Raw genomic sequence first — 24562 nt, forward strand, 5'->3', positions numbered from 1 at the left:
GTTATACTATGATAGAATTAGAAAAACTTAACAGAAACGAGGCAGTGCGTTATCTCGGAGGGGCGGGAATCAGGCTTAATTACCGAATGGATGTACTGATGGATGAATGCGAAAAGGCTGTACTTGAAAAAGCGTCGCCAAAATATCTTTATGTAGAAAAGGATTTGCCGTGCCCGCAGATTATGGGTGGAAAAGATATAGAATCACACTTAAACGGTTGTGAAAAAGCTATTGTTATGTGCGCCACCGTCGGTTCAGAGGTGGACAAACTCATCAGAATTTCGCAGATTTCCGATATGGCCCGTGCTGTGGTAATGGACAGCCTTGCAAGTGTTGCCGTGGAGCAGGTCTGCAATGCTTTTGACAAGATAATTGCGGAAAAATACAGCGATTATAATATGACATTCCGATTCAGTCCGGGCTACGGAGATTATCCTATTGAATTGCAAAAAATAATTTTGCAAATGCTTGATGCGCCAAAGAAAATAGGACTTTGCACAAACGATAACTTTTTGCTTACACCGACAAAGTCTGTTACGGCGGTGCTGGGACTTTCAAAAAATCCTATAGAAAGAAAAAAGCGTGGCTGTGCCATCTGTAATATGAGAGAAACCTGTAAATTCAGGAGAAAGGGACTTCATTGTGGGGTTTAGAGAATTATTAAAGGAAAAAGAATTTATTATACTTGACGGTGCGACAGGCACTATGATTCAAAAAAGCGGTGTACAGTATGACGAAGTGCCCGAAACGCTTAACATTACACATCCCGAACTTATTGCGTCATTTCATAAAGCTTATGTAGATGCGGGCGCAGATGTTGTTTATGCAAACACCTTTGGTGCGAATGCGTACAAACTTGAGGGATGCGGCTACAGTGTTGAAGAAATTGTAGGAGCAGGTATCAGCATTGCTAAAAACGCTGTCGGCGACAGAGCGCTTGTTGCCCTTGACATCGGTTCAATCGGTCAGCTGCTCGAACCTGCGGGTTCGCTCACTTTTGAACAGGCTTATGAATATTACAAACAGCTTATCCTTGCAGGTAAAGACGCTGATGTTATAGTTTTTGAAACTATGACGGATCTTTATGAACTTAAGGCCGCTGTACTTGCCGCAAAGGAGAACAGCGACAAGCCAATATTCACCACTATGACATTTGAGCGTAATATGCGTACTTTTACAGGCACATTGCCGTCTGCTTTTGCCGTAACTATGGAAAACCTCGGCGTTGACGCTCTCGGCGTAAACTGTTCGCTTGGACCTGATGATCTTGAGCCGATTGTAAGTGAGATTTCCAAGTACACAAATCTTCCTATTGTAATTAAACCGAATGCAGGTTTGCCGGACCCTAACACCAATGAATACGATGTTATGCCCGATGATTTTGCAAAGTCATCTCTGTCACTGTTAAAGTACGGTGTTAAAGTTCTCGGCGGCTGCTGCGGTACAAATCCCGAATATATAAAGGCTCTTAAAGACGCTCTTGCAGATAAAAAATATCAGCCGTCAAAAAGTCAAGTTGATACAATAGTATGCAGTGCAAGTTCTGTTGTTGAAGTTAATCATCCGAGAATTATCGGCGAAAGAATCAACCCTACAGGCAAAAAGCTGTTTAAACAGGCACTTGTTGATAATAATATTGATTACATTCTTACACAGGCACTTAGTCAGACGGGCGCAGGTGCGGAAATTCTTGATGTCAATGTAGGTCATCCCGAAATTGACGAAAAGCAGATGATGGTGCGTGTGCTCAAAGCAATTCAGAGTGTTTGCGATGCACCTCTGCAGATTGACTCTACCAAACCCGATGTACTTGAGGCAGGACTTCGTGCTTATAACGGCAGACCGATTGTAAACTCGGTAAACGGTGAGGAAAAAAGCCTTAGCACGGTTTTACCGCTTGTTAAAAAATACGGTGCTTGCGTTGTCGGTCTTACACTTGACGAAAACGGTATTCCAAAGACAGCGGAGGGCAGATTTGAAATTGCAAAAAGAATTGTAGAGAGGGCAGAGGCAATCGGTATTGACAGAAGAGATGTGTTTATCGACTGCCTTACGATGACGGTTTCTGCCGAACAGTCTGCCTGCAGACAGACGCTTAATGCTTTGCACAGAGTAAAAACCGAACTTGGCTGTAAAACCTGTCTCGGTGTTTCAAATATTTCATTCGGACTTCCGAATCGTGACCTTGTTACAAGAACTTTCCTTACTATGGCTCTTGAAGAGGGACTTGACTTACCGATTATTAACCCGAATATTGATTCTATTACGGGTGCGGTAAGAGCATACCGTGTGCTTGACGGTATTGATAAAAACTCTATGGATTTTATTGCCGCATATAACGATGCGGCGCAAGCACCTGCCGCAAATAATAATTCTGCCGCATCCGATTTGGATATTATGACCGCTGTTTTCAACGGCTTGAAAAAAGAAGGTGCGTTGCTTACAGAAAAAATGCTTGCCGAAACAGGCGACGCAATGAAAATAGTAAACGAAATGCTTATTCCTGCCCTTGATAAGGTAGGAGAGGGTTTTGAAAAGAACAAAATCTTTTTACCTCAGCTTATTCAGAGTGCAAATGCCGCACAGGCTTGCTTTGATGTAATTAAATCACATATTTCCAAAACAAGCGGAGAAACCGTAAGCAAGGGCAAAATCATTGTTGCAACCGTTAAGGGTGATATTCACGACATAGGAAAGAACATTGTAAAAGTATTGCTTGACAACTACGGTTATACGGTTGTTGACCTCGGTAAAGATGTTGACCCTCAACTTGTTGTCGATACTGCAATTGAGCAGGATATAAAGATGATTGGTTTGTCTGCTCTTATGACAACTACCCTTAAGAGTATGGAAGATACAATCAAACTTGTAAGAGAAACAAAAGAATTACAGAATCCCGACGGAAGCAGTAAATGCGTAATTTTTGTCGGCGGTGCTGTACTTACGGAAGAATATGCTATGAAAATCGGCGCTGACTACTATTGCAGAGATGCTAAGGAAAGCGTAGATACGGCTAAAAAGGTATTAGGTTAAAACAAAAGGGCAGTTCCGAATCAGGAATTGCCCTTGGTTATATTTATTATGCAAATTTCAGTTCTCAAATGACGAAATCTATAGCATTTAATAACTGTTATATTTTGTTATGGAAAACTCGTTAATCCATTGAAAATGCTAAACTTTTCATTGGTGTTCTGTCCATCACATCTTGTATCGTGTTATATCATTTTACCCTTGATTACGAACCCTCATAAGGGAAAATACAAGGGAAAGAAAATCTGGTGGCAACTAATAACAAATTATAAAAATGGCAATTGGAACTGGATGAAATGCTTTTAATACATTGTCGGTTATAATGACGATGTTACTGCGTTTTTTGCAAAAGTGCAAAAGATATAAAAGAGGTGGAAAATTATTGAAATATAACGAATTATATCATACAATAGTAGTGTTTTTGTACAAGTCAATTTGATAGAAAAGGGGGAGAGAAGGAACTGTGTATTTCGATTTGTATAACCAAAATATAGGCAAACTTATGGAATATGAATAATGGACTTATAGTATATAGTTTCAAGAAAAAACAACCAGATGAAGTACCAGTACCAGTGCCGGTTCCTGAAGAAGAGAAATATGATAACTATGTATATGTTCCGCAATATCAACCATCACAAGAGATACAATTTTGGGGAACTGTAGCAGCTGTTCTTATAGTTGGAGGAACACTTGCAGAAGATGTGATTACAGGTGGTGGCGGAATTGCAGATGATGCCGCATCATTCTATCTTGCATACAGGTTGACGTTTGGACTATAACAAAGGAGATTTTTTATGTCGTTTAATTCACAATTTAAACTTATTTTTGGTGAAACATTTCAAACAGAGGGTTTTCGATATTGCTCAAAATTGAATGTTTTTGTTAAAATGCTCAACGAAGATTTGATGGCTTTTTTTGGAGTAAAAACAGCTCCGGCATGGAATAAAGGGGCAAAAGGATTTTTCCTTACTGCAGGAATTATTTCTACCTATCATTCCTCTATCGATAAAAAATCAATATTGTATGCTGGACAGGATTTAAATTCATTCCTTCCACGAAATGAAGCAAGAGTAAGTTTTGAATATACCGAAGATACAATGGAAGAGATTATTTCAGCGACGGCTTTATATGTGAAGGAACGTTTGATGCCTATATTCAATCGAGTTTATGATTTAGATTCTTTTATTGATTTTTTAAAGGAATATTCGATTAATAAATTGCGCGCATGTGATACTTTTGAAGGGGAATCTCTTGTCTTGATTAAAACAGATAACCATGATGATTTTCAAACGTATTTCCAGCAGCATCTGGATGAATTATACGCACAAATTGATGCAGGAAATGTTGGTGATGGCTATACGAAAGAAATGGCTTATGATGATTTGTTTCATGGTATTATCGAAAGTATTGTATATCCTCGGGATAAAGTATATTCTGACAAGAGTTTATATAATGAGGCGCTGGAAGAGGCTGAGAGAAGAAAAAGTGAAAATATGAAAAAATTATATAGCTATCAAATATTGAAGAACTGATTACTATAGCAATTAATCAAATTGATTTCAATAATGGAAGTTTAGTGTGATTTCTTGATGATGAGTGTTCTGAACTTCATTTTTGAAAAAATTAAGCAATGACTATTGCAAGAGCAAATAAAGCAGAAAAAATAATTAAAGGTAGTCTTTTCTTTGTTTTCTTCATAAAAATGTCCTTTCTTTAAGAATAATGTTATATTGTTTATAAAATTATATTATATCTAAATTAAGTATTTGTCAAATTAGGTAAAAAAAACACATATTTTATCTACGCAAATAAGAAAAGAGCATTGCTTTGCAATTTGACAAAAAATTAAATTTGATGTATAATATTGTGTGTTAATTTGTATAATATTTTAAAATTAGACGATATGTTTGTATTAAATTTTATATAATCAGATAAAATTTGCAGGGGACAATTAAAAAATGAAAAAAATAAATTATCGTAAGCTTATTCTTGCTTTGGCTGATGTTTTTATTATTGTGGTAAGCGGTATTGTGCTTGATTTTGCTATGTCGCTTATATTTCCGGAACTTTCGGAAGCAAGCAGAGGACTGTTATATACAATAATAGTAAACTTAGCACTGTGTATGCTTATTATGTACGGTGCAGGTGCGTATAAAAGACTTTGGCGATACTTTAATGAAAAGGATTACTTGGTTTGCGGTTTGGCGATGTTCGCAGGCTTCGCTTTGGGCTATCTTATTATGTCGATTTTGCAGATACAGCAATCTGTTTTGTTTGTTGCTTTATATGCAATTCTCGCAACAGGCGGAGTGCTCTTATTCCGATTTATATTTAAGCGTACTTTCCTTAATTTAATTGAAGTTGGCAGAGCGGATAATTGTGAGCGTACGCTTATTGTTGGCGCAGGCAATGCAGGCAGAATGATTCTTACCGAAATTCAGAATGCAAGTTATGACGAAAACAGTCCCGCACGCAATCTTATTGCGGTAGGTTTTGTTGATGATGATGAAACAAAACTTAACAGAAGCATTAACGGTGTGCCTGTTCTCGGTTTTTGCAGAGAAATTTCTAAGATTTGCAATGATAAAAAGATTACAAATATTATTGTGGCTGTTCCGTCTTGCGAAGAAGAGGAAAAGCGCAAAATCCTTGATTATTGCTCGGAAACTACTTGTAAAATCAAGATAATTCCTTATTTGAGCGAGCTTTTGTTTGACGATAAGCACACAGAGCTTATTTCACAGGCTAAAGAAATTAAAATTGCAGACTTACTTGGCAGAAAGCCGATTGAATTTGATAAAAAAGAAATAAAAGAATTGGTTACGGGAAAAATCTGTATGGTTACAGGCGGCGGCGGTTCTATAGGCAGCGAGCTTGTAAGACAGATTGCAAAGTATTCGCCTAAGCAGGTAATTATTGTTGACATATACGAAAATAACGCATATGATATTCAGCAGGAACTTGTGCTTGAGTACGGCAACAAACTTAATCTTGTAACTTTGATTTCATCTATCCGTGATTACGACAAAATGGAACTGATATTTAAAACATATCGTCCTCAGCTTGTATTTCACGCAGCTGCCCACAAGCATGTTCCTCTTATGGAAACCGTGCCGGAAGAGGCAGTTAAAAATAATATTTTCGGTACTTTTAATGTTGCAACACTTGCAGAAAAGTACAAAGCCGATAAATTTGTTATGATTTCAACCGATAAGGCTGTAAATCCGACCAATGTTATGGGTGCAACCAAAAGAGCATGTGAAATGATAATTCAGCACAAGGCTCAGCACAGCACTCATACCGAATTTGTAACAACTCGTTTCGGTAATGTTCTTGGGTCAAACGGTTCGGTTATTCCCCTGTTCAGGCGTCAGATTGAAAGCGGTTCACCTGTAACCGTTACTCACCCTGACATAATCAGATATTTTATGACTATTCCCGAGGCTGTTTCGCTTGTCCTTGAGGCAGGCGCTATGGCTCACGGCGGCGAGATTTTTGTTCTTGATATGGGTGCGCCCGTAAAGATTACAACTCTTGCCGAAAATCTCATTCGTATGTACGGCAAGATTCCATATAAAGATGTTCCGATTGTTTTCACGGGCTTAAGACCGGGCGAAAAACTTTTTGAGGAACTTTTGATGGACGAAGAAGGACTTAAGTCTACCGCAAACGAAAAGATATTTATCGGTAATCAGATAAATATCAATTCCGCAGAACTGCTCAAAAAACTTGATGAGCTTAAAGTTGTTGCTAACAGCAACGACAGCGAAAAGACGGTAGAACTTCTTGCGGATCTTGTACCTACTTTTAACCATAAGACAAACTGATATATTTATTCATCAGCAAAGGAGAGAATACATAATGTGTGGTATTGTTGGATATGTTGGACCTAAAGACTGCAGTGATGTGCTTGTAAGCGCACTCACAAAGCTTGAATACAGAGGTTATGATTCAGCGGGTATAGCTGTTTTTGGAAAAAACGGCATTGAAACAGTTAAAACAAAAGGTAAACTTAAAAATCTTGTTGACAAGATGGCAGTTGAGGGTAAACCGGAGGGTCATGTAGGTATAGGCCATACAAGATGGGCAACTCACGGTGAGCCGTCAGATGTAAACTCACATCCGCACAGCGGCGCAAGAGTTACCATTGTTCATAACGGAATTATTGAAAATTACATTGAATTAAAAGAATTTTTAACATCAAAGGGCAGAACTTTCCTCAGTGATACAGACACCGAGGTTGTTGCACAGCTACTTGATTATAAGTATAACGGAAATCCGCTTGAAACTATCGACAGCGTAATGGCTGAACTTAAGGGTTCTTTTGCTCTCGGTATTATGTTCAAAGATTTCCCGGACAGAATTTTTGCCGTAAGAAGAGAGAGTCCGCTTATTGTTGGCGTAGCTGACGGCGAAACCTTTATTGCGTCCGATGTTCCTGCAATTCTTAAATACACAAAGAATTACTATCTTCTCGACCATGATGAGATTGCTACACTTACAGCAGACGGCGTTTCATTTGTAGATGAGCACCTTGACCCTATCGAAAAAGAGTTAAAGGTTGCGGATTGGGATATGGAGGCTGCCGAAAAGGGCGGTTATCCGCATTTTATGATTAAAGAAATCAAAGAACAGCCGGAAGCTATCAGAACCACCGTTGCTCCGAGAGTAAGAGCCGGATTGCCTTGCCTTGAAGAATGCGGTATTACACTCGAAAAATTAAGAGAATTTAAATCAATTTCGGTTGTTGCCTGCGGTACAGCTATGCATGCCGGTCTTGTAGGTAAATATATTATCGAAAGTATTGCGAGAGTACCTGTTACAGTTGATATTGCGTCAGAGTTCAGATACAGAAATCCTATTGTAGGTGAAGGCGACCTTGTAATTATTATTTCGCAGTCGGGTGAAACTGCCGACAGCCTTGCCGCAATGCGCCTTGCAAAGCAGAAAGGTGCAACTACTCTTGCTATTGTAAACGCAAAGGGAAGTTCAATTGCACGAGAGGCGGATATGCTTATTTATACTCTTGCAGGCCCTGAAATTTCTGTAGCGTCGACAAAAGCGTATATTACACAGCTTTCCGTTATGTATCTTTTTGCCTTTGAGCTTGCTCTTGCAAAGGAAACTGTAAGCGAAGCAGAGTGCAAAAGACTTGTGTCTGCACTTCTCAAAATGCCGGAAGCTGTTAAGTATGTTATTGAAACAACAGAGGAAAAATGCAAGTATGTAGCGACAAAACTTATCACAACAGACAGCTTGCTCTACATTGGCAGAGGTCTTGACTATGCTCTTTCAATGGAAGGTTCGCTTAAACTTAAGGAAGTATCATACATTCACTCCGAGAGCTATGCGGCAGGTGAATTAAAGCACGGTACAATTTCTCTTATTGAGGACGGTATGCCTGTAATTTCTGTTGCAACACAGAGTGACCTTATTGCAAAAACTATCAGTAATATTGTTGAGGTTAAGTCGAGAGGTGCTATGAATATTCTTGTTTGCTCGGAGGCTTGTGCAAGAACTCTTGAGGACGGTATTGCGGATTATGTTATTAAAGTTCCGCAGACAGATGAACTTCTTATGCCGATTTCTGCGGTTGTTCCGCTCCAGATTCTTGCTTATTACACAGCGGTCAATAAGGGTAATGACCCTGATAAGCCAAGAAACCTTGCAAAATCAGTTACTGTTGAGTAATTTACAAAAATAAACATTAGAAATTTTATTATAAAAACCAAGTGACGGAATAGCTGTCACTTGGTTTTTGTTTTCTTTATTGGAAAAAACAAACGCTTTAGCGCTTTAAATTTCAAAAAAATTCTCTTAAAACACCGCCTTGCACTTGTATTTTTTACTTGTATTATGTATAATAATTGATGTATATAGATTTATTGACAGAATATTCTGCTTTTCGGAGGCTTTTAGTATGACAGCTAAAAATATAAAAAGATTTTTTACAGCATTTGTTTGTGCGGCACTTGTTGCTTGCACTGCCGTTGTTTGCAGTGCGGCGGGCAGTAAAATACAGATTGAAAAACTTGATAATATGACAATTCAACTGCCCGACAATATGCTTGGCATAACAAGGGACAGCAAGAGTACCGACAAGTATTTTTCCGTTTTCGGACTTGATTATGACAAAACAATGTCTGATTTCAAGAGCAGTGATATTTTTATGCAGGCTATGGATAATCAGGCAACCACGACGGTCACGGTTACTATGACACGCAACGGTGACAGCGAGGGTATTAAGAATTATAAACTTCTTTCGGACGAAAAACTTTATGAAGTGAGAGAAAGTTTTATTTCTCAAGAGGAATATATCAGTTGCACGCCGGATCAGGCGCAAGACCTTGTATGGCTTATGTTTGACCTTAATGTAGAGAGCGGCAGTGACAGAATCAAGACTTATCAGGCAAACACCGTTTATGACGGAATGAGTATTAATATTACTATTCAGCATAACGGCGGCGATGTTACATCTGCCGATTATCAAACTTTAAAGTCAATTCTTTCAACCGTTACTTTTAATGCAAAAGCTGACCCGGAAAGCGACTTTACAAAATATGTTTACATAGGTATAGTTGCTGTTGTTATTATTCTTTTTATCATAGTTATGATTGCAGGTAAAAAGACAAGAAAGAAAAACAAAAAGAGCAAAAACGAAAAAATTTTGCGTGAACTTACCGATAAATACAAATCAAACAATAAACCTGTAAAAAAATTACAGGAAGATGATATTGTCAGCATTCATCAGGCTTATGATGAGTTAAAAGAAGAAAACAACGACATAAGCAGCGGCAGAAAAGACGATGACCTCTTTGACGATTACAAGGACATTGACGAAGAAGAAGTAAAGGTTAAGATTTACGAAAAGCCGACAGTTTCGGATTATGAAATTGACGAAATAGTAAATGAGAGCAAAGAAAGGCTTAAGAATGAGGGCGCAGATGTTGAAGTAATAGAAACAAGTGCCGAAAAACTTGAGCCGCAGGAAGTAATTGAAGACCGACTTGAAGAGGCTAAGGAGGATTTACAGACCGAAGAGGTCGTTCAAACCGTGGCTGTTGACGAACCCGAAGATGAAAACGATGCTGAAGAAAACTCGGAAATAACCGAGGAGGCAGATGCGGATGCTACCGATGCAACCGTTGAAAATCAATCGGAAGAAAAAGTAATTTCGGACGACGGAAAATACGAAGAAGCTGCACAGGCAGAAATTTCAACAGAAGAAGAACCGACAGACGAAATAGAAGAAACAATTGAAGAAGTTGAATCTGAATACGAAGAAGAAACGGAAGATGAAGTTGAAGAAGAAAACGAGGAAGAACTGAGAAGAGAGGCTGAAAAAAATACAGCCGATGATTTTGATGAAGGTTATGATTTCTTTGAGGAAAAGCCGAGAAGAATTGTAGGTATCATTGATGTTGACAGTTCAGACCTCAAAAATGCGGTCGATTACGATGTTCTTTCAGAGGAAGAAAAGCGTGCCGTAGAGGTTGAAACCGCTGTGGATAACGATAAGGCAGAAAGCTTTATTGCGGCTGCGGAAAAAGCAGGTAACGGAATAAAGAATTTCTTTGTACACTGCGGATATTTCTGCACAAATGTTTCAAGACTTATAAAGCGTAAGCATGCTGCTAAAAAGCGTAAAAAAGCTGAACTCGAACGCAGAGAAAGAGAGCGTGTGAGAAAACAGCAGGCTGCGCAAAGGCGTGACGGCAACGGTCTTGTAAAGGTACACAGCGCCACACAGAGAAGACCGCAGCCTAACGGCAGAGCATCTCAGTCAGCTCGCAGAACACCAAACAGAAAACCACAGCAGAACAATAACAGAAGAAAGTAATCAGAGGTGATTAAAATAAATACTTTAGTAATTAAAAACGCACACATAGTTTCACCGTCAGATGGACTTGACAAAGTTGCCGATGTTCTTGTAAAAGACGGCAAAATCACAAGAATTGCAGAGAACATCTCTACAGAGGGAAATGTGATTGATGCAGACGGCTTAACACTTATTCCGGGTCTTGTGGATATGCATGTACATCTTCGTGACCCCGGTCAAACTCACAAAGAGGATATTATATCAGGCTGTAAAGCAGCTGCTGCGGGCGGTGTTACAAGTTTACTTGCAATGCCTAACACAATCCCTACTACGGATAATGCCGAAACCGTAAAATATATTCTTGATAAGGCAAAGAATGCCGACGCCAATGTTTATGTGGCAGGCAGTATTACAAAGGGACTCAAAAGTCTTGAACCGACCGATATTGAAGAACTTAAATCAGCAGGTGCAATTGCTCTTTCGGATGACGGCAGACCGGTTGAAAACACAAAGTATTTAAGCGAGGCAATGAAAAAAGCTCCGCAGCTCGGTATGACGGTTGTTGCACACTGCGAGGATCTTTTCCTTGCAGACGGCGGTAAAATCAACGGCGGCGAAGTAAGCAAAAATCTCGGCGTAAAGGGTATTCCTGCCGCAGCAGAGGATTGCGGTACCGCAAGAGAAATTGCACTTGCGGCGGCGCTTGATGTGCCAATACACATTTGTCATGTCAGCACAAAGACAAGCGTTGCACTTGTAAGAGATGCAAAGAGAAGAGGGGTTAAGGTTACGGCAGAAACCGCACCGCACTATTTCTCAATGACAGAAAAAGAATTGCTTGCAAAGGACGCAGATTTCAGAATGAATCCGCCTCTCCGCACACATGAAGATGTTGTTGAAATAATAAGCGGTCTTAAAGACGGTACGCTTGACGCTATTGCAACCGACCACGCACCGCATACACCGGAAGAAAAGTCCGATTTTGAAAAAGCACCGAACGGTTCTATCGGTATGGAAACTTCATTTGCGGTATCATACACATATCTTGTAAAAACAGGACTTCTTACAATTTCGGAGCTTGTTGAAAAGATGAGCACAAATCCTGCCGAAATTCTCGGAATCAATGCAGGACATATCAAAGTCGGTGTGCCTGCAGACCTTGCTCTCGTTGATTTGAACGAAGAATGGGTTGTTGATGTAGATAAATTGCACGGCAAGAGTAAAAATACTCCTTTCAAGGGCAAAACGCTCTGCGGAAAGGTTAAATATACAATTTTGGGCGGAAAAACCGTATTTGAAGATAAATAATCGGAGCGCTCGCAGATTAAAGGAGATTTGGCAAAATGGCACAAAAAGGTGATTTGTTATCAGTAAGAGAAGATATACGAGTTGTTGACGCTACAATTCGTGACGGCGGACTTTGTAATAATTTTGAGTTCCCCGACGAATTTGTTAAGGCTTTATATAACGCAAATGTAAAAGCAGGCGTTGACTATATGGAGTTCGGCTACAAGGCATCTAAGGAACTTTTCAACGAAAAAGATTTTGGTAAGTGGAAGTTCTGTAACGACGATGACATCAGAGAGATTGTCGGAGAGAACAATACAGACCTTAAGATTGCAGTTATGGCTGATGTTGGCAGAACAGATTTTAAGAATGACATTCTTCCAAAGAACGAAAGTCCGATTGACCTTGTAAGAATTGCAACATATATCAACACAATTCCTGCAGCGGTAGAGATGATTGAGGATTGTGCAAAGAAAGGTTACGAAACAACTATCAATATTATGGCTGTTTCAAAGGCAAGAACAGAGGATATTATTACAGCTCTTGATATTCTCGGAAAAAGCCCTGTTAACGCTTTCTACATTGTAGACAGCTACGGCGCTTTATATCCCGAAGAATCAAGAAAACTCGCAGAGTTATATTGTTCATACGGTGAAAAGTACGGCAAGGCAGTCGGTATTCATGCACACAACAACCAGCAGCTTGCTTTCGCAAATACTATTGAGGCAATGACACAGGGTGTCAGCTACCTTGACGCAACAGTAGACGGTATGGGCAGAGGTGCAGGTAACTGCGCACTTGAGCTACTCTTAGGTTTCCTCAAAAATCCTAAGTACAAGGTTGACCCGATTCTCAAAATGCTTGAGTATACACAGCAGTTCAGAGAAAGCGGAGTTAAGTGGGGATACGATGTTCCTTATATGCTTACAGGTCAGTATAACACTCACCCTCGTCCGGCTATTTCGTTTGTTAAAGATGACAGAAAAGATTATACAAACTTTGCTCACGAGCTTTTTGACATTATCAACAGCTGATGCAGCATATAATGAGATTAAATCCCTTGCCGTTCAAAATGATAGCAAGCGGAGAAAAAACCATTGAGTTAAGGCTTAATGATGAAAAACGCAGACTGATTAATGTCGGAGATGAAATTACTTTTATAAATACGGAAGACAACCGAAAAACATTAAAAACGGAAATTGTTAATATTTATAAATTTAAGTCTTTTGAAGAATTATACGCTGTTCTTCCTTTACTTAAATGCGGGTATACAAAGGAAGATGTAAAGACTGCCTGACCCGAAGATATGCTTGCATATTATTCGGCAAAACAGCAGGAAAAATACGGCGTATTGGGAATAGAGATAAAAGTAATATCGTAAGCGTTATTACTGAATTTAAAAGGAGAGTAAAAAATGGCATTTGACAGACTTATTGATAAAATCGCAGAAATGCAGAATCCTACAGTTGCAGGTCTTGATCCAAAGCTTGACTATGTACCTGAATTTATCAAAGAGGAGTGCTTTGCAAAGTACGGCAAAACTCTTGAGGGTGCGGCTGCCGCTTTGTTTGAGTTCAACAAGGCTCTTATTGACGCTCTTTATGAGGTAGTTCCTGCAATCAAGCCACAGGCTGCTTACTACGAAATGTACGGTTGGCAGGGCGTTAAGGCACTTGCAGACACTATCGCATATGCAAAGTCAAAGGGTATGTTTGTTATTACAGACGGTAAGCGTAACGACATCGGTACAACAATGGAGGCTTACGCTGCCGCTCACCTTGGCTCAACCACAGTTGCAGGCGAAGAGGTAGAGGCTTTTGGTGCAGACGCACTTACAGTAAACGGTTACCTCGGCACAGACGGTATCAAACCGCTTGTTAATATCTGCAAGAGCGGTGATAAGGGCATTTTTGTACTTGTTAAGACATCTAACCCAAGTTCAGGCGAATTACAGGATAAGAAACTTGATGACGGCACAACTGTTTATGAGCAAATGGGTAAAATGTGCGAAGAGTGGGGAACAGAGCTTGAGGGCAAATACGGTTACTCGGGTGTCGGTGCAGTAGTCGGTGCAACATATCCCGAACAGCTTGCCGAAATGAGAGCTAAATGTCCGCACACATTTTTCCTTGTACCGGGTTATGGTGCACAGGGCGGCGGTGCAAATGATGTTAAAAACGCATTTGATGAAAACGGTCTTGGCGCAATCATCAATTCAAGCCGTGGTATTATGTGCGCATGGAAAAAACAGGGCCTTACCGAGAATGATTTTGCAAAGGCTGCTTACAACGAGGCGGTTCGTATGCGTGACGAAATTATCGGTTGCATAGGCAAAATTAAGAAATAATACAATAAATTGTTATTTTTATGTATTAAACACCAAATATTGTTGACTTTGCTAAAAGTTGGCGGTATAATTTAATAGTCAGTATTAGTTAAAACTGTAAATAAAATATATTTTCAAGGGAGATTTTTAATATGGCAAGAGTATATAACTTTTCTGCCGGTCCTTCAATGCTTCCGGAGGCAGTATTAAAGACAGCAGCAGATGAAATGCTTGATTATCAGGGCAGCGGACAGAGTGTAATGGAAATGTCACACCGCAGCAAAACATATGATAAAATCATTAAGGACGCCGAAGCTTTACTTCGTGAGATTATGAACATTCCTGACAACTACAAGGTTATGTTCCTCCAGGGCGGCGGTTCTACACAGTTTGCTATGGTAGCACTCAACTTTATGAACAAGAACAATAAGGCTGACTACATAATCACAGGTCAGTGGGCTAAAAAAGCTTACAAAGAGGCTGCTCGCTATGGCGACGCTAAGGCTGTTGCTTCTTCGGAGGATAAAACTTTCTCTTATATTCCTAAGACAGATAAGTCAATGTTCAGAGAGGACGCCGACTATGTGTATATTTGTATGAACAATACTATTTACGGTACTGTTTATCACGAACTTCCGGATACAGGCGATATTCCGCTTATTGCAGATATTTCATCTTGTATTCTTTCAGAGCCTATTGATGTAACTAAGTTCGGCGCACTTTTTGCAGGTGCACAGAAGAATATGGCTCCGGCAGGTCTTACAATCGCTATTGTTCGTGAGGACCTTATCGGCAATGCTATGGATATTTGTCCTACAATGCTTAACTATAAGACTCACGCTGACGCAGATTCACTTTTCAACACACCTCCTTGCTACACAATTTATATTGCAAAGCTTGTTCTTGAGTGGATTAAGAATGAGGTTGGCGGTCTTGATAAGATGAAAGAGCTTAACGAGAAAAAGGCTAAACTTCTTTATGACTTCCTTGATAATTCAGAACTCTTTAAGGGTACTGTTGTTCCTGAGGATCGTTCACTTATGAATGTTCCGTTCGTAACAGGCAATCCTGACCTTGACGCTAAGTTTGTTAAAGAGGCAACAGAGGCAGGTCTTGTAAACATCAAGGGTCACCGTACAGTTGGCGGTATGAGAGCTTCTATCTACAATGCTATGCCATATGAGGGTGTAGTTGCTCTTGTTGACTTTATGAAGAAGTTTGAGGCAGAAAACAAGTAATTTTTGCTCAAACAATCTGCTTTAAATAAAATAAAAGAGGATGAATACAATGTTTAATATACTTACTCTCAATAAAATTGCTGCCGTTGGCACAAGCCGCCTTGGCGACAATTACGCTTACGGTGACGATGTTCAGAATCCTGATGCAGTTCTCGTAAGAAGTGCCGCTATGCACGATATGCAGTTTGAAGATAATCTCCTTGCCATTGCAAGAGCAGGCGCAGGTACAAACAACATTCCTAAAGATGTTTGTTCTGAAAAGGGTATTGTGGTTTTCAATACTCCGGGTGCTAATGCAAATGCTGTTAAAGAGCTTGTAATTGCAGGTCTTTTACTCTCTTCAAGAAGAGTAATGGAGGGTGCAGACTGGGCAAAGACACTCAAAGGTAACGGTGACGCAGTAGGTAAGATGGTAGAAAAAGGCAAGAGCCAGTTTGTAGGTCCTGAAATTAAGGGCAAAACTCTCGGTGTTATCGGTCTTGGCGCTATAGGTATTCTTGTTGCCAACTGTGCCGTTGCACTCGGTATGGATGTAATCGGTTTTGATCCGTTTATGTCTGTAACAAACGCATTAAAGCTCAATCCTGCCGTTAAGCTTATGAAGAGCGGCGAAGATGTAATGGTAAACTGTGATTACCTTACAATCCATGTTCCTCTTACAGCTGACACTAAGGATATGGTTGATGCAGATATGATTGCTAAGATGAAAGACGGCGTTCGTATTCTCAACTTCAGCCGTGACGGTCTTGTAAATTCAACAGCTGTTCTTGAGGCTGTTAAGAGCGGTAAGGTTGCTAAGTATGTAACAGACTTTGCAACTGATGATATTATCGGCGAAGAGAATATCATTTGTCTTCCACATCTCGGTGCATCAACTCCCGAAAGTGAAGATAACTGCGCAATTATGGCTTGCGATGAGCTTAAAGAGTACCTCGAAAACGGTAACATCGTAAATTCTGTAAACTATCCTGCACTTTCACTTGCAAGAACAAATACAGAGAATGTTCGTTTCTGCGTAATGCACAAGAATGTACCTGAACTTCTTAAGAAGGTACTTTCAGAGGTAAAAGGCAATGTAGAAAATATGCTTTCAAAGAGCCGTGGCGACTACGCTTATGCAATTATTGATGTTGCAGGCGGTAACCCTGAAAATGCTGCCGCTATTGCAGCTATTGAAGGTGTAATCCGTGTTCGTGCTATCTAAAAGCATAATATAATGAAGTCATAGGGCGGCAGAGCTATTCTGTCGCCCTTTTAAAGTTTTGTTTTAATGTTTTCTAAATGTTTGGGTAACATTAATAGATTATGGTTTAACTCGTGCGCTAAACCATACTTTCCCACAATTTTTGATAAAGAATTTTTTTGAATTGAGGAATGAAAATGAGAGGAATAAAAAAATTATCTGTAATTACACTGACTGCCGTGCTTGCATTTTCTTCTACAGTTACTGCATTTGGCGCAGAAGTAACAGAATCGGTTTCTTACAGCAAATGGGGCAGTAAAACCGTATGCGAAGCATTGGGAATAGATACTGCCGAATACTACAAATGGATTGTAAATCACGATAATGATTCAAGCAATGATTATCAGACTTACACTGTTTCTAAAAATTATGATTCATCTGTAGGTACTGATTATTATCTCGGTACAAAATATACATCGGGCGACCATCGTACACCAAAAGGAGATACCAAAGGGTACTTTAATACAGATTTATATTCACCAAACAGCGGATATTACTGTGTAGGTTACGGCAGACAAGACGAGCTTAACGGTTCATCGTACAAGCCGCAGATGAACTGCACAGGATTTGTATGGCATATACTTTACAAGTCGCTTGCAAATACCAAGGCACAAAAGGGTCAGTCAGTAAGCTATTCATACGCAAACACTCATATTCCGAGTTATTCGTATGCGGCTTATGATACGGGTCAGGATACATGGATTAATTGGGCGGGCAATAACAATATCAAGACATATTATTTTGACGGTACAAGTGCCATTAATAATGCATTGAACAGCGGAGTGCTTGAAAAAGGCGATATTATTTTTATGCTCGGTACGGCTGACGCTCATGTCGGTATTTTTTACGGCAATAATTCAAAAAATAACAAGTTCTGGCATTCTCAATATAAAAATGTAAATACAATCACAAATATTGAACCGAGGGGTACTTGCTACGGATTGTATGTATATAAAACAGGTTGTTCAAACGGTATTGATCTTAATATTCAGCTTAACAGCACACAAAGCGGATTAAGGGGTACTTCATACGATTATTCACAGTTTGAATACACGGTTTATGCTGACTCGGCTTGTAGAAAGCCTGTCGGAAAAATTGTACCGCAGTCTGACGGATTCGGTGCATTTGGTCTGACAAGCAGTCAACAGTATTCTTCATCAAGTGCGGTTGCGAGAGGTGTGCCTGTTGCAAATACTTCTTATTGGTGCAAAGAAACAAAAACACCGAACGGGTATGTTGCAGACAACACGGTATATAAATTTGAAAAGTCTACATTGACATGGGGCGGTACGGAAAGATACTATGCAGGTGTAGCTGTAAATGAAAATAACCATAAATTAAGCAAAATAAACAAGACGCCTAAAATAGCACTCCGTATTCAGAATGTGTCATCTTATTCCAAATTGACCGATAATAATGAAAATTATTCACTTAGCGGTGCGGTTTATGAAGTTTATAATTCCGATAACACTTTTTGCGGTTATATGAAAACAGGCGAAGACGGCTGGGTATGCGCAACCTCAAAAGAAAAAACCGACGATGTAAATAATATTAAATGGAATGAAAGTGCGTTCGATTCAGCTCTTTATATGCCGTACGGTAATTATTACGCAAAGCAGGTTGTTGCTCCGAAAGGCTTTGAATTATTCTCTGACAGAATAATTCTTGATAATGTTTATCAATATACATGGAGCGGTCTTACGGTTTATTATGCTCAAGCTGAAAATACACCAATAAAGTTGGATACTTCGACAGTAAGAGTAAATCTTACAAATGAGTTTAAAACCCCGATAAACTGTGCGGAGTTTGATTTGTTTTCAGATGAGGAATGTCAAAATCTTATTGATACGGCAATAACGGACAATAACGGTATAGCCGAATTTGATAAGCCGTTACAGGTTGGCACTTATTATATTAAGCAGAAAAAATCCGCTGTCGGTTATTTTTACGATTCGACGGTAACGGAAGTTGTTGTTAAAGAAGAAAATATCGGCAGTAATACTGACATATCGTTATTTGCAAAAAGCAAGGGCGATGTGAATAATGACGGTAATATTGATATTACAGACAGCACGGTAATTCAGCTGTTTGTTGCAGGCGAAAAAGCAGAGGACGGTTCGGATTTTGTTGATATAAATGATACCGTCAGCTTTGATAATGCCAATATTGACGGCAACGGAATAATAGATATCAACGATATTACTAATCTTCAGATAATAATTTCAAAGAATAACTGATATTATTTAGTGAAAACTTCCTTTGACATCTGCAAAACTAAAATAGTATAATATATAAAGATGTGTTGCACTACTGCGTAATTCCAATCAGTAGTGCAGCACTTTTTTGTTTTAAGAGGTGTTTTTATGAAAAAAATAAAAGAAAAAGACAAAATGGAAATTTTGCCTGTTAAAAGCCTTATGCTTAGAATGGGGGTTCCTATGATACTTTCTATGGTACTGCAGGCAGTTTATAATATTGTTGACAGTGCTTTTGTATCTAATATGGAAGATAACGGTGAACTTGCGCTTAATGCGCTTACGCTTGCCTTCCCTTTGCAAATGTTAATAGTTGCAATCGGCATAGGTACAGGTGTGGGTGTTAATGTTCTTGTAGCAAAAAGCCTTGGAGAGGGTAACAGAAACTATGCCGATAAGGCTGCGGGTAACGGTGTATTTCTTGCTGTTGTTATTTACGCAGTGTTTTTAATATTCGGATTGTTCGGTGTTAAATTATATATCGGCACGCAGACTGCAAACGGAATTGTTTTGGAAATGGCGTGTGATTATTTAAGAATATGCTGCGTATATTCTTTTGGACTTGTATTTTTCTCTCTTTATGAAAAACTTTTACAAGCAACAGGCAAATCGGTATTTTCGACAATTGCACAGATCTGCGGCGCAGTTGCAAATATTATTCTTGACCCTATTATGATTTACGGTTTGTTAGGCTGTCCGAAATTCGGTGTAAAGGGTGCTGCATACGCTACGGTTATCGGTCAAATTATTTCACTTGCGGTTGCTTTTATTTTTCATATAAAGTTTAACAAAGATATAACCAATAATGTTAAAAACATTAAGCCGTCAGCAAATACAATATTGAATATTTATAAAATCGGTTTGCCTGCAATAATTGCACAGGCACTTATGTCGGTTATGACTTACGGCTTTAATCTTATTTTGGGTACGGTCAGTGAGGCGATGGTAACAGCTTACGGATTGTACTATAAAATACAGCAATTCATACTTTTTGCAGCCTTTGGACTAAGAGATGCGATTACGCCTATTATGTCTTACGCATTCGGTATGCAAAGCAAAAAGAGAATTGACGACAGTATAAAATTCGGCTCAATTTACACAACAGTAATAATGTTTGTCGGATTGATTGCAATAGAAATCATAGCAAATCCGCTTTCGAGCGGATTCGGACTGTCGGGAGAAACTCAGTCGCTTTGTATAGGCGCAATGAGAATAGTATCGGCAAGTTTTATATTTGCCGGCATTAACATAGCTTTTCAGGGAATGTTTCAGGCAATTAACGGCGGAATGCAGTCGCTGATAGTTTCAGTTTGCAGACAACTTGTGTTTGTATTGCCTCTTGCGTGGATATTTACTGTGCTTGTCAATAAATCAATTTGCGGCGAATGGATAATTTGGCTTTCCGTACCTGTTGCAGAGATTTTGTCTGCCGTTATTTCGGTTGTATTAATGAAAAAGTTGTACAAAAAACAGATTAACAATAAAACAGAAGCATAAAAATTCCCCTGCATACTCAAAAATATGCAGGGGAAAGTTTTAATTCTGGTCTTTTATAAATGTAAATGATGTTGTGTTATCGTACGAATAGGTGAGAGTTTGCCTTGTCGCTTCATAACTCAGCTTTTCGCTGTTGCCGTTTAGTGTAGCGTCAACGCTTGTGCCGCTGAAAACATAACTGCCTTTATATTCAATACCAGCAAGCGTTGCGGTACAACTGCCGTTTCCTTTAAAATTAAATTCAAAATATCCGTCCTTAAGCTCAAGCTCGCTGTATTGTACGGTTTCTCCGTCGATAACGGCAGATACAGGGACCCATTTTCCCTTTAACACCTCATTTTCGCTTTTATCACCGCAGCCGCTGAAAAGAAAAATTACAGCAAAAAGTGATAAGAAAACAGGTAAGGTGCGCTTTATAATAAATTTCATTGTGACACATCCCAATATTGATATAATATATATTATTTTATCATTTTTTGCGTTTTTAGTCAATTTGCGGAATGTAAAGTATTTCTAACATATTAATGATATGAATGTGCAAATTGTAAGAATTTATATGAATTACTGGTGACCTTTAAGTTTTGACACCGCTTTTTTCAGTTCCTGCGGTATATCGTCGGCACTTAGTGTATCGTGAATTTTGCAAGTGCCGGCTTTTTGCGCAGTTTCGTAATACCAGCATTTGTAATCTAAAATTCCGAGAGTTTCATTCAGTTTTTCCATTTGAGCAAGTACGGCATCTCTTTGCTTTCTGATAAGCTCAAGTCGCTTGTCAATTGAAGAATCCCCCTCGAGAGTCCAGTCTATAAAAACTTTGATGTCTTTAAGCGACATACCTGTTCTTTTAAGACATTCAATGAGAGTTAATAACTCGTAATCGGAATCGTCAAAAATTCGGATACCGCCGTTTGTACGCTTTACATTAGGCATTAAACCCTCTTTATCGTAATATCTTAGGGTTGACGGCTGCATATCAAGTCTTTTTGAAATTTCACCTATAGTATATTGCATAAGAACACCTCGCTAAAGTTAAAGTAAGCTATAAGTATTTTATCACCTTGAAATTATGATGTCAATAAAATCATAACCGTATACCATTTGGTAATTTGCTGCAAATAATATGATTTTTTATCTCTGCATAATTGACAAATTGCAAGCAAAATGCGATAATATAAAGGTATATTTGTCGGGTAATCTGCCCGAATAAATTGTAAGGAGATATGATTATGGCAAAGGAGCTTGCTAAATCCTACAAACCGTCTGAGTTTGAGGACAGAATTTATGATTTCTGGATGAAGGGCAACTACTTCCATGCAGAAGTTGACAAAGATAAAAAACCATACACAATCGTTATGCCGCCGCCAAACATTACAGGTCAGCTGCATATCGGTCACGCACTTGACCTTACACTTCAGGATACTCTCATTCGTTGGAGAAGAATGCAGGGCTATGCTGCACTTTGGCTTCCGGGTACAGACCATGCGTCTATTGCGACAGAGGCTAAAATCGTTGAGGCTATGCGCAAAGAGGGCGTTACCAAAGATGATTTAGGCAGAGAGGGTTTCCTCAAGCGTGCCTGGGAGTGGAAAGAAGAGTACGGCGGAAGAATTACCCGTCAGTTCCGTAAACTCGGTTCAAGCTGTGACTGGCAGCGTGAGCGCTTTACAATGGACGAGGGTTGTTCTAAGGCGGTTAAGGAAGTTTTCGTAAAGCTTTACAATAAAGGACTTATCTACCGTGGTGAGCGTATTATCAACTGGTGCCCGCATTGCTGCACATCAATTTCAGACGCAGAGGTTGATTTTGCAGAGCAGGAGGGCTTTTTCTGGCATCTCCGCTATCCGTTAAAGGACGGCAGCGGTTATGTTGAGCTTGCTACAACAAGACCTGAAACACTTTTGGGCGATACTGCGGTTGCGGTAAATCCCGATGATGAAAGATATAAAGACATTGTAGGCAAAACACTTATTCTTCCGCTTGTAGGCAGAGAAATTCCTGTTGTTGCCGATGCATATGTTGAAAAAGATTTTGGTACAGGTGTAGTTAAAATTACTCCTGCACACGACCCTAACGACTTTGAAGTCGGCTTAAGGCATAACCTTGAGGTAATCAATGTTATGGACGATACAGCCCATATGAACGAAAATGCCGGTAAATATCAGGGTATGGACAGATACGAGTGCCGTGAAGCAATCGTTAAAGACCTTGAAGAGGGCGGTTTCCTCGTTAAGATTGAACCTCACACTCACAATGTAGGTACTTGCTACCGTTGTAAGACAACTGTTGAGCCAAGAGTGTCAAAGCAGTGGTTCGTAAAAATGGAACCTCTTGCAAAGCCTGCAATCAAGTGTGTTAAGGAAAAGCAGACACAGATTATTCCGGAAAGATTTGAAAAAGTATATTATCACTGGATGGAGAACATCAAGGATTGGTGTATTTCCCGTCAGCTTTGGTGGGGACACAGAATTCCTGCTTGGTATTGTGACGATTGCGGTGAGGTTATCGTAGCAAAGGAAACTCCCGTAGCTTGCCCTAAGTGCGGTAAAAACCATTTGCATCAGGACGAAGATACTCTTGATACATGGTTCAGTTCGGCTTTATGGCCGTTCTCAACACTCGGCTGGCCTGACAAGACACCTGAGCTTGAGTATTTCTATCCTACAAATACACTTGTAACCGGTTATGATATTATTTTCTTCTGGGTTGCAAGAATGATATTCTCTGCTATTGAGCAGACAGGTGAAGCACCGTTCAAGACCGTATTTATGCACGGTATTGTAAGAGATGAGCTTGGCAGAAAGATGTCTAAGTCACTCGGTAACGGTCCTGACCCGATTGATGTTATCAACAGATACGGTGCCGATGCGCTCAGATTCTTGCTTGTAACGGGTAACTCACCGGGAAATGACATCAGATATTCGGAAAAGCGTATCGAGGCTTGTGCAAACTTTGCCAATAAGCTTTGGAATGCTGCCCGTTATGTTCATATGAATATCGACGATTACAATGTAGAAAACAAGCTCCCCGATACTCTTACAACAGAGGATAAGTGGATTGTTTCTAAATTCAATACAGTGGCTAAGGAAGTAAACGAAAACCTTGAGAAATTTGAGCTTGGTATTGCTGTTCAGAAAGTTTACGAGTTCATTTGGGATTGTTACTGCGACTGGTATATTGAACTTGCTAAGACAAGACTTTCGGGTGACGGCGAGGACGCTCAAAATGCAAGACAGGTACTTCTTTATGTACTTGATCAGATTTTAAGACTTCTCCATCCGTTTATGCCGTATGTAACAGAAGAAATTTGGCAGACTATTCCTCACGAGGGTGAAACCGTTATGCTTGCTAAGTATCCGGAGTTCAAGGCAGAACTTGACTTCCCGAAGGATGTTGCCGAAATGGAAAGAGTTATGGACGCTATCCGTGCTATCCGTAACCGCCGCAGTGAGATGAATGTTCCGCCGTCAAGAAAGGCTAAGGTTTATGTTGCAACTAAGTTTGCTGATACATTTACCAACGGCACACCTTTCATTCAGAAACTTGCATCTGCAAATGAGGTAGAGGTTGCGGAGAGTTTTGACATTGAGGGCGCAGTAACGGTTGTTACAGCTGACGCAAAGATTTATATTCCGCTTAGTGAGCTTGTTGACAAAGACGCAGAACTTGCAAGACTTAACAAAGAGCTTGAGCAGGTTAAGAAAAGACTTGCACAGAGCGAGGGAAAGCTCAATAATGCAGGCTTTGTTGCAAAAGCACCTGAAGCCGTTATTGAAAAGGTAAAGGGACAGGCTGCAAAGGAAAGAGAGCAGATTGCACTCATTACCGCTGCCATTGACGCTTTAAAATAAAAAATTACAGGGCAGTCTT

General features: G+C 39.6%; 18 protein-coding genes. 16 read left to right on the forward strand and 2 right to left on the reverse strand.

From position 1 onward, the window contains the following. Nucleotides 1-8 precede the first annotated feature (8 nt). The 15 genes from H8R91_RS09760 (at nucleotide 9) to H8R91_RS09830 (ending at nucleotide 20695) form a co-directional block, all read left to right on the forward strand. On the forward strand, nucleotides 9-653 hold the full coding sequence (locus tag H8R91_RS09760; RefSeq protein ID WP_186935865.1) for a methionine synthase: 645 nt from the start codon (nucleotides 9-11) through the stop codon (nucleotides 651-653). After that, nucleotides 643-3033, forward strand: coding sequence for a homocysteine S-methyltransferase family protein (locus H8R91_RS09765; RefSeq protein ID WP_186935867.1), 2391 nt, complete (start codon nucleotides 643-645; stop codon nucleotides 3031-3033). Before H8R91_RS09760 ends, H8R91_RS09765 begins: the two co-directional genes overlap by 11 nt. 506 nt (nucleotides 3034-3539) lie before the next feature. Beyond that, entirely contained in the window at nucleotides 3540-3809 is a 270-nt protein-coding gene (locus H8R91_RS09770; RefSeq protein ID WP_186935871.1) for a hypothetical protein, read from the forward strand. Between the two features lie 15 nt (nucleotides 3810-3824). Further along, on the forward strand, nucleotides 3825-4562 hold the full coding sequence (locus H8R91_RS09775; RefSeq protein WP_186935873.1) for a hypothetical protein: 738 nt from the start codon (nucleotides 3825-3827) through the stop codon (nucleotides 4560-4562). A 426-nt stretch (nucleotides 4563-4988) separates the two neighbouring features. Further along, nucleotides 4989-6857, forward strand: a complete 1869-nt coding sequence (locus H8R91_RS09780) for a polysaccharide biosynthesis protein (RefSeq protein ID WP_186935875.1) — start codon at nucleotides 4989-4991, stop codon at nucleotides 6855-6857. A 34-nt stretch (nucleotides 6858-6891) separates the two neighbouring features. Continuing rightward, the gene (gene glmS, locus H8R91_RS09785) at nucleotides 6892-8721 is read left to right on the forward strand and encodes a glutamine--fructose-6-phosphate transaminase (isomerizing) (RefSeq protein WP_022234436.1); all 1830 of its coding nucleotides are present in this window, start codon (nucleotides 6892-6894) and stop codon (nucleotides 8719-8721) included. 229 nt (nucleotides 8722-8950) lie between these two features. Next, a complete protein-coding gene (locus H8R91_RS09790) occupies nucleotides 8951-10870 on the forward strand; it encodes a hypothetical protein (protein ID WP_186935877.1) in 1920 nt (639 codons plus the stop codon). Nucleotides 10871-10885: 15 nt separating this feature from the next. Next, nucleotides 10886-12157: a dihydroorotase gene (locus H8R91_RS09795; protein ID WP_186935972.1), complete on the forward strand. Its 1272-nt coding sequence runs from the start codon at nucleotides 10886-10888 to the stop codon at nucleotides 12155-12157. Between the two features lie 35 nt (nucleotides 12158-12192). Next, nucleotides 12193-13170 carry an aldolase catalytic domain-containing protein gene (locus H8R91_RS09800; RefSeq protein WP_186935879.1) on the forward strand — a complete coding sequence of 326 codons (978 nt, stop codon included), beginning with the start codon at nucleotides 12193-12195 and terminating at the stop codon, nucleotides 13168-13170. Between the two features lie 11 nt (nucleotides 13171-13181). Beyond that, nucleotides 13182-13433, forward strand: coding sequence for an ASCH domain-containing protein (locus H8R91_RS09805; protein WP_207722757.1), 252 nt, complete (start codon nucleotides 13182-13184; stop codon nucleotides 13431-13433). A 117-nt stretch (nucleotides 13434-13550) separates the two neighbouring features. Further along, nucleotides 13551-14483: an orotidine-5'-phosphate decarboxylase gene (gene pyrF / locus H8R91_RS09810; RefSeq protein WP_186935881.1), complete on the forward strand. Its 933-nt coding sequence runs from the start codon at nucleotides 13551-13553 to the stop codon at nucleotides 14481-14483. Nucleotides 14484-14614: 131 nt separating this feature from the next. Further along, nucleotides 14615-15700 (forward strand): 3-phosphoserine/phosphohydroxythreonine transaminase, encoded by a 1086-nt coding sequence (gene serC / locus H8R91_RS09815; protein WP_186935883.1) that lies wholly within the window; start codon nucleotides 14615-14617, stop codon nucleotides 15698-15700. 49 nt (nucleotides 15701-15749) lie between these two features. Next, nucleotides 15750-16904: a 3-phosphoglycerate dehydrogenase family protein gene (locus H8R91_RS09820; protein WP_186935885.1), complete on the forward strand. Its 1155-nt coding sequence runs from the start codon at nucleotides 15750-15752 to the stop codon at nucleotides 16902-16904. 176 nt (nucleotides 16905-17080) lie between these two features. Continuing rightward, nucleotides 17081-19180 (forward strand): SpaA isopeptide-forming pilin-related protein, encoded by a 2100-nt coding sequence (locus H8R91_RS09825; protein ID WP_186935887.1) that lies wholly within the window; start codon nucleotides 17081-17083, stop codon nucleotides 19178-19180. A 126-nt stretch (nucleotides 19181-19306) separates the two neighbouring features. Next, nucleotides 19307-20695: an MATE family efflux transporter gene (locus H8R91_RS09830; RefSeq protein ID WP_207722758.1), complete on the forward strand. Its 1389-nt coding sequence runs from the start codon at nucleotides 19307-19309 to the stop codon at nucleotides 20693-20695. 39 nt (nucleotides 20696-20734) lie between these two features. On the opposite strand, the gene H8R91_RS09835 is transcribed toward H8R91_RS09830, so the two are convergent. Next, nucleotides 20735-21124: a hypothetical protein gene (locus H8R91_RS09835; protein ID WP_186935889.1), complete on the reverse strand. Its 390-nt coding sequence runs from the start codon at nucleotides 21122-21124 to the stop codon at nucleotides 20735-20737. Between the two features lie 132 nt (nucleotides 21125-21256). Continuing rightward, the gene (locus H8R91_RS09840) at nucleotides 21257-21706 is read right to left on the reverse strand and encodes a MerR family transcriptional regulator (protein ID WP_022234425.1); all 450 of its coding nucleotides are present in this window, start codon (nucleotides 21704-21706) and stop codon (nucleotides 21257-21259) included. A 215-nt stretch (nucleotides 21707-21921) separates the two neighbouring features. On the opposite strand from H8R91_RS09840, the gene H8R91_RS09845 reads away from it, so the two are divergent. Beyond that, complete coding sequence (locus tag H8R91_RS09845) at nucleotides 21922-24543, forward strand: valine--tRNA ligase (RefSeq protein WP_186935891.1); 2622 nt, start codon at nucleotides 21922-21924, stop codon at nucleotides 24541-24543. Nucleotides 24544-24562: the final 19 nt, after the last annotated feature.

Source organism: Ruminococcus intestinalis (assembly GCF_014288065.1).
GTDB lineage: Bacteria > Bacillota > Clostridia > Oscillospirales > Acutalibacteraceae > Ruminococcoides > Ruminococcoides intestinale_A.

Bases quoted from the DNA above. Each gene is read 5' to 3' on its own strand.
- H8R91_RS09760 (WP_186935865.1), top strand. From the start codon at position 9: ATGATAGAATTAGAAAAACTTAACAGAAACGAGGCAGTGCGTTATCTC.
- H8R91_RS09770 (WP_186935871.1), top strand. From the start codon at position 3,540: ATGAATAATGGACTTATAGTATATAGTTTCAAGAAAAAACAACCAGAT.
- H8R91_RS09775 (WP_186935873.1), top strand. From the start codon at position 3,825: ATGTCGTTTAATTCACAATTTAAACTTATTTTTGGTGAAACATTTCAA.
- H8R91_RS09780 (WP_186935875.1), top strand. From the start codon at position 4,989: ATGAAAAAAATAAATTATCGTAAGCTTATTCTTGCTTTGGCTGATGTT.
- glmS (WP_022234436.1), top strand. From the start codon at position 6,892: ATGTGTGGTATTGTTGGATATGTTGGACCTAAAGACTGCAGTGATGTG.
- H8R91_RS09790 (WP_186935877.1), top strand. From the start codon at position 8,951: ATGACAGCTAAAAATATAAAAAGATTTTTTACAGCATTTGTTTGTGCG.
- H8R91_RS09800 (WP_186935879.1), top strand. From the start codon at position 12,193: ATGGCACAAAAAGGTGATTTGTTATCAGTAAGAGAAGATATACGAGTT.
- H8R91_RS09805 (WP_207722757.1), top strand. From the start codon at position 13,182: ATGAGATTAAATCCCTTGCCGTTCAAAATGATAGCAAGCGGAGAAAAA.
- pyrF (WP_186935881.1), top strand. From the start codon at position 13,551: ATGGCATTTGACAGACTTATTGATAAAATCGCAGAAATGCAGAATCCT.
- serC (WP_186935883.1), top strand. From the start codon at position 14,615: ATGGCAAGAGTATATAACTTTTCTGCCGGTCCTTCAATGCTTCCGGAG.
- H8R91_RS09820 (WP_186935885.1), top strand. From the start codon at position 15,750: ATGTTTAATATACTTACTCTCAATAAAATTGCTGCCGTTGGCACAAGC.
- H8R91_RS09825 (WP_186935887.1), top strand. From the start codon at position 17,081: ATGAGAGGAATAAAAAAATTATCTGTAATTACACTGACTGCCGTGCTT.
- H8R91_RS09830 (WP_207722758.1), top strand. From the start codon at position 19,307: ATGAAAAAAATAAAAGAAAAAGACAAAATGGAAATTTTGCCTGTTAAA.
- H8R91_RS09835 (WP_186935889.1), bottom strand. From the start codon at position 21,124: ATGAAATTTATTATAAAGCGCACCTTACCTGTTTTCTTATCACTTTTT.
- H8R91_RS09840 (WP_022234425.1), bottom strand. From the start codon at position 21,706: ATGCAATATACTATAGGTGAAATTTCAAAAAGACTTGATATGCAGCCG.
- H8R91_RS09845 (WP_186935891.1), top strand. From the start codon at position 21,922: ATGGCAAAGGAGCTTGCTAAATCCTACAAACCGTCTGAGTTTGAGGAC.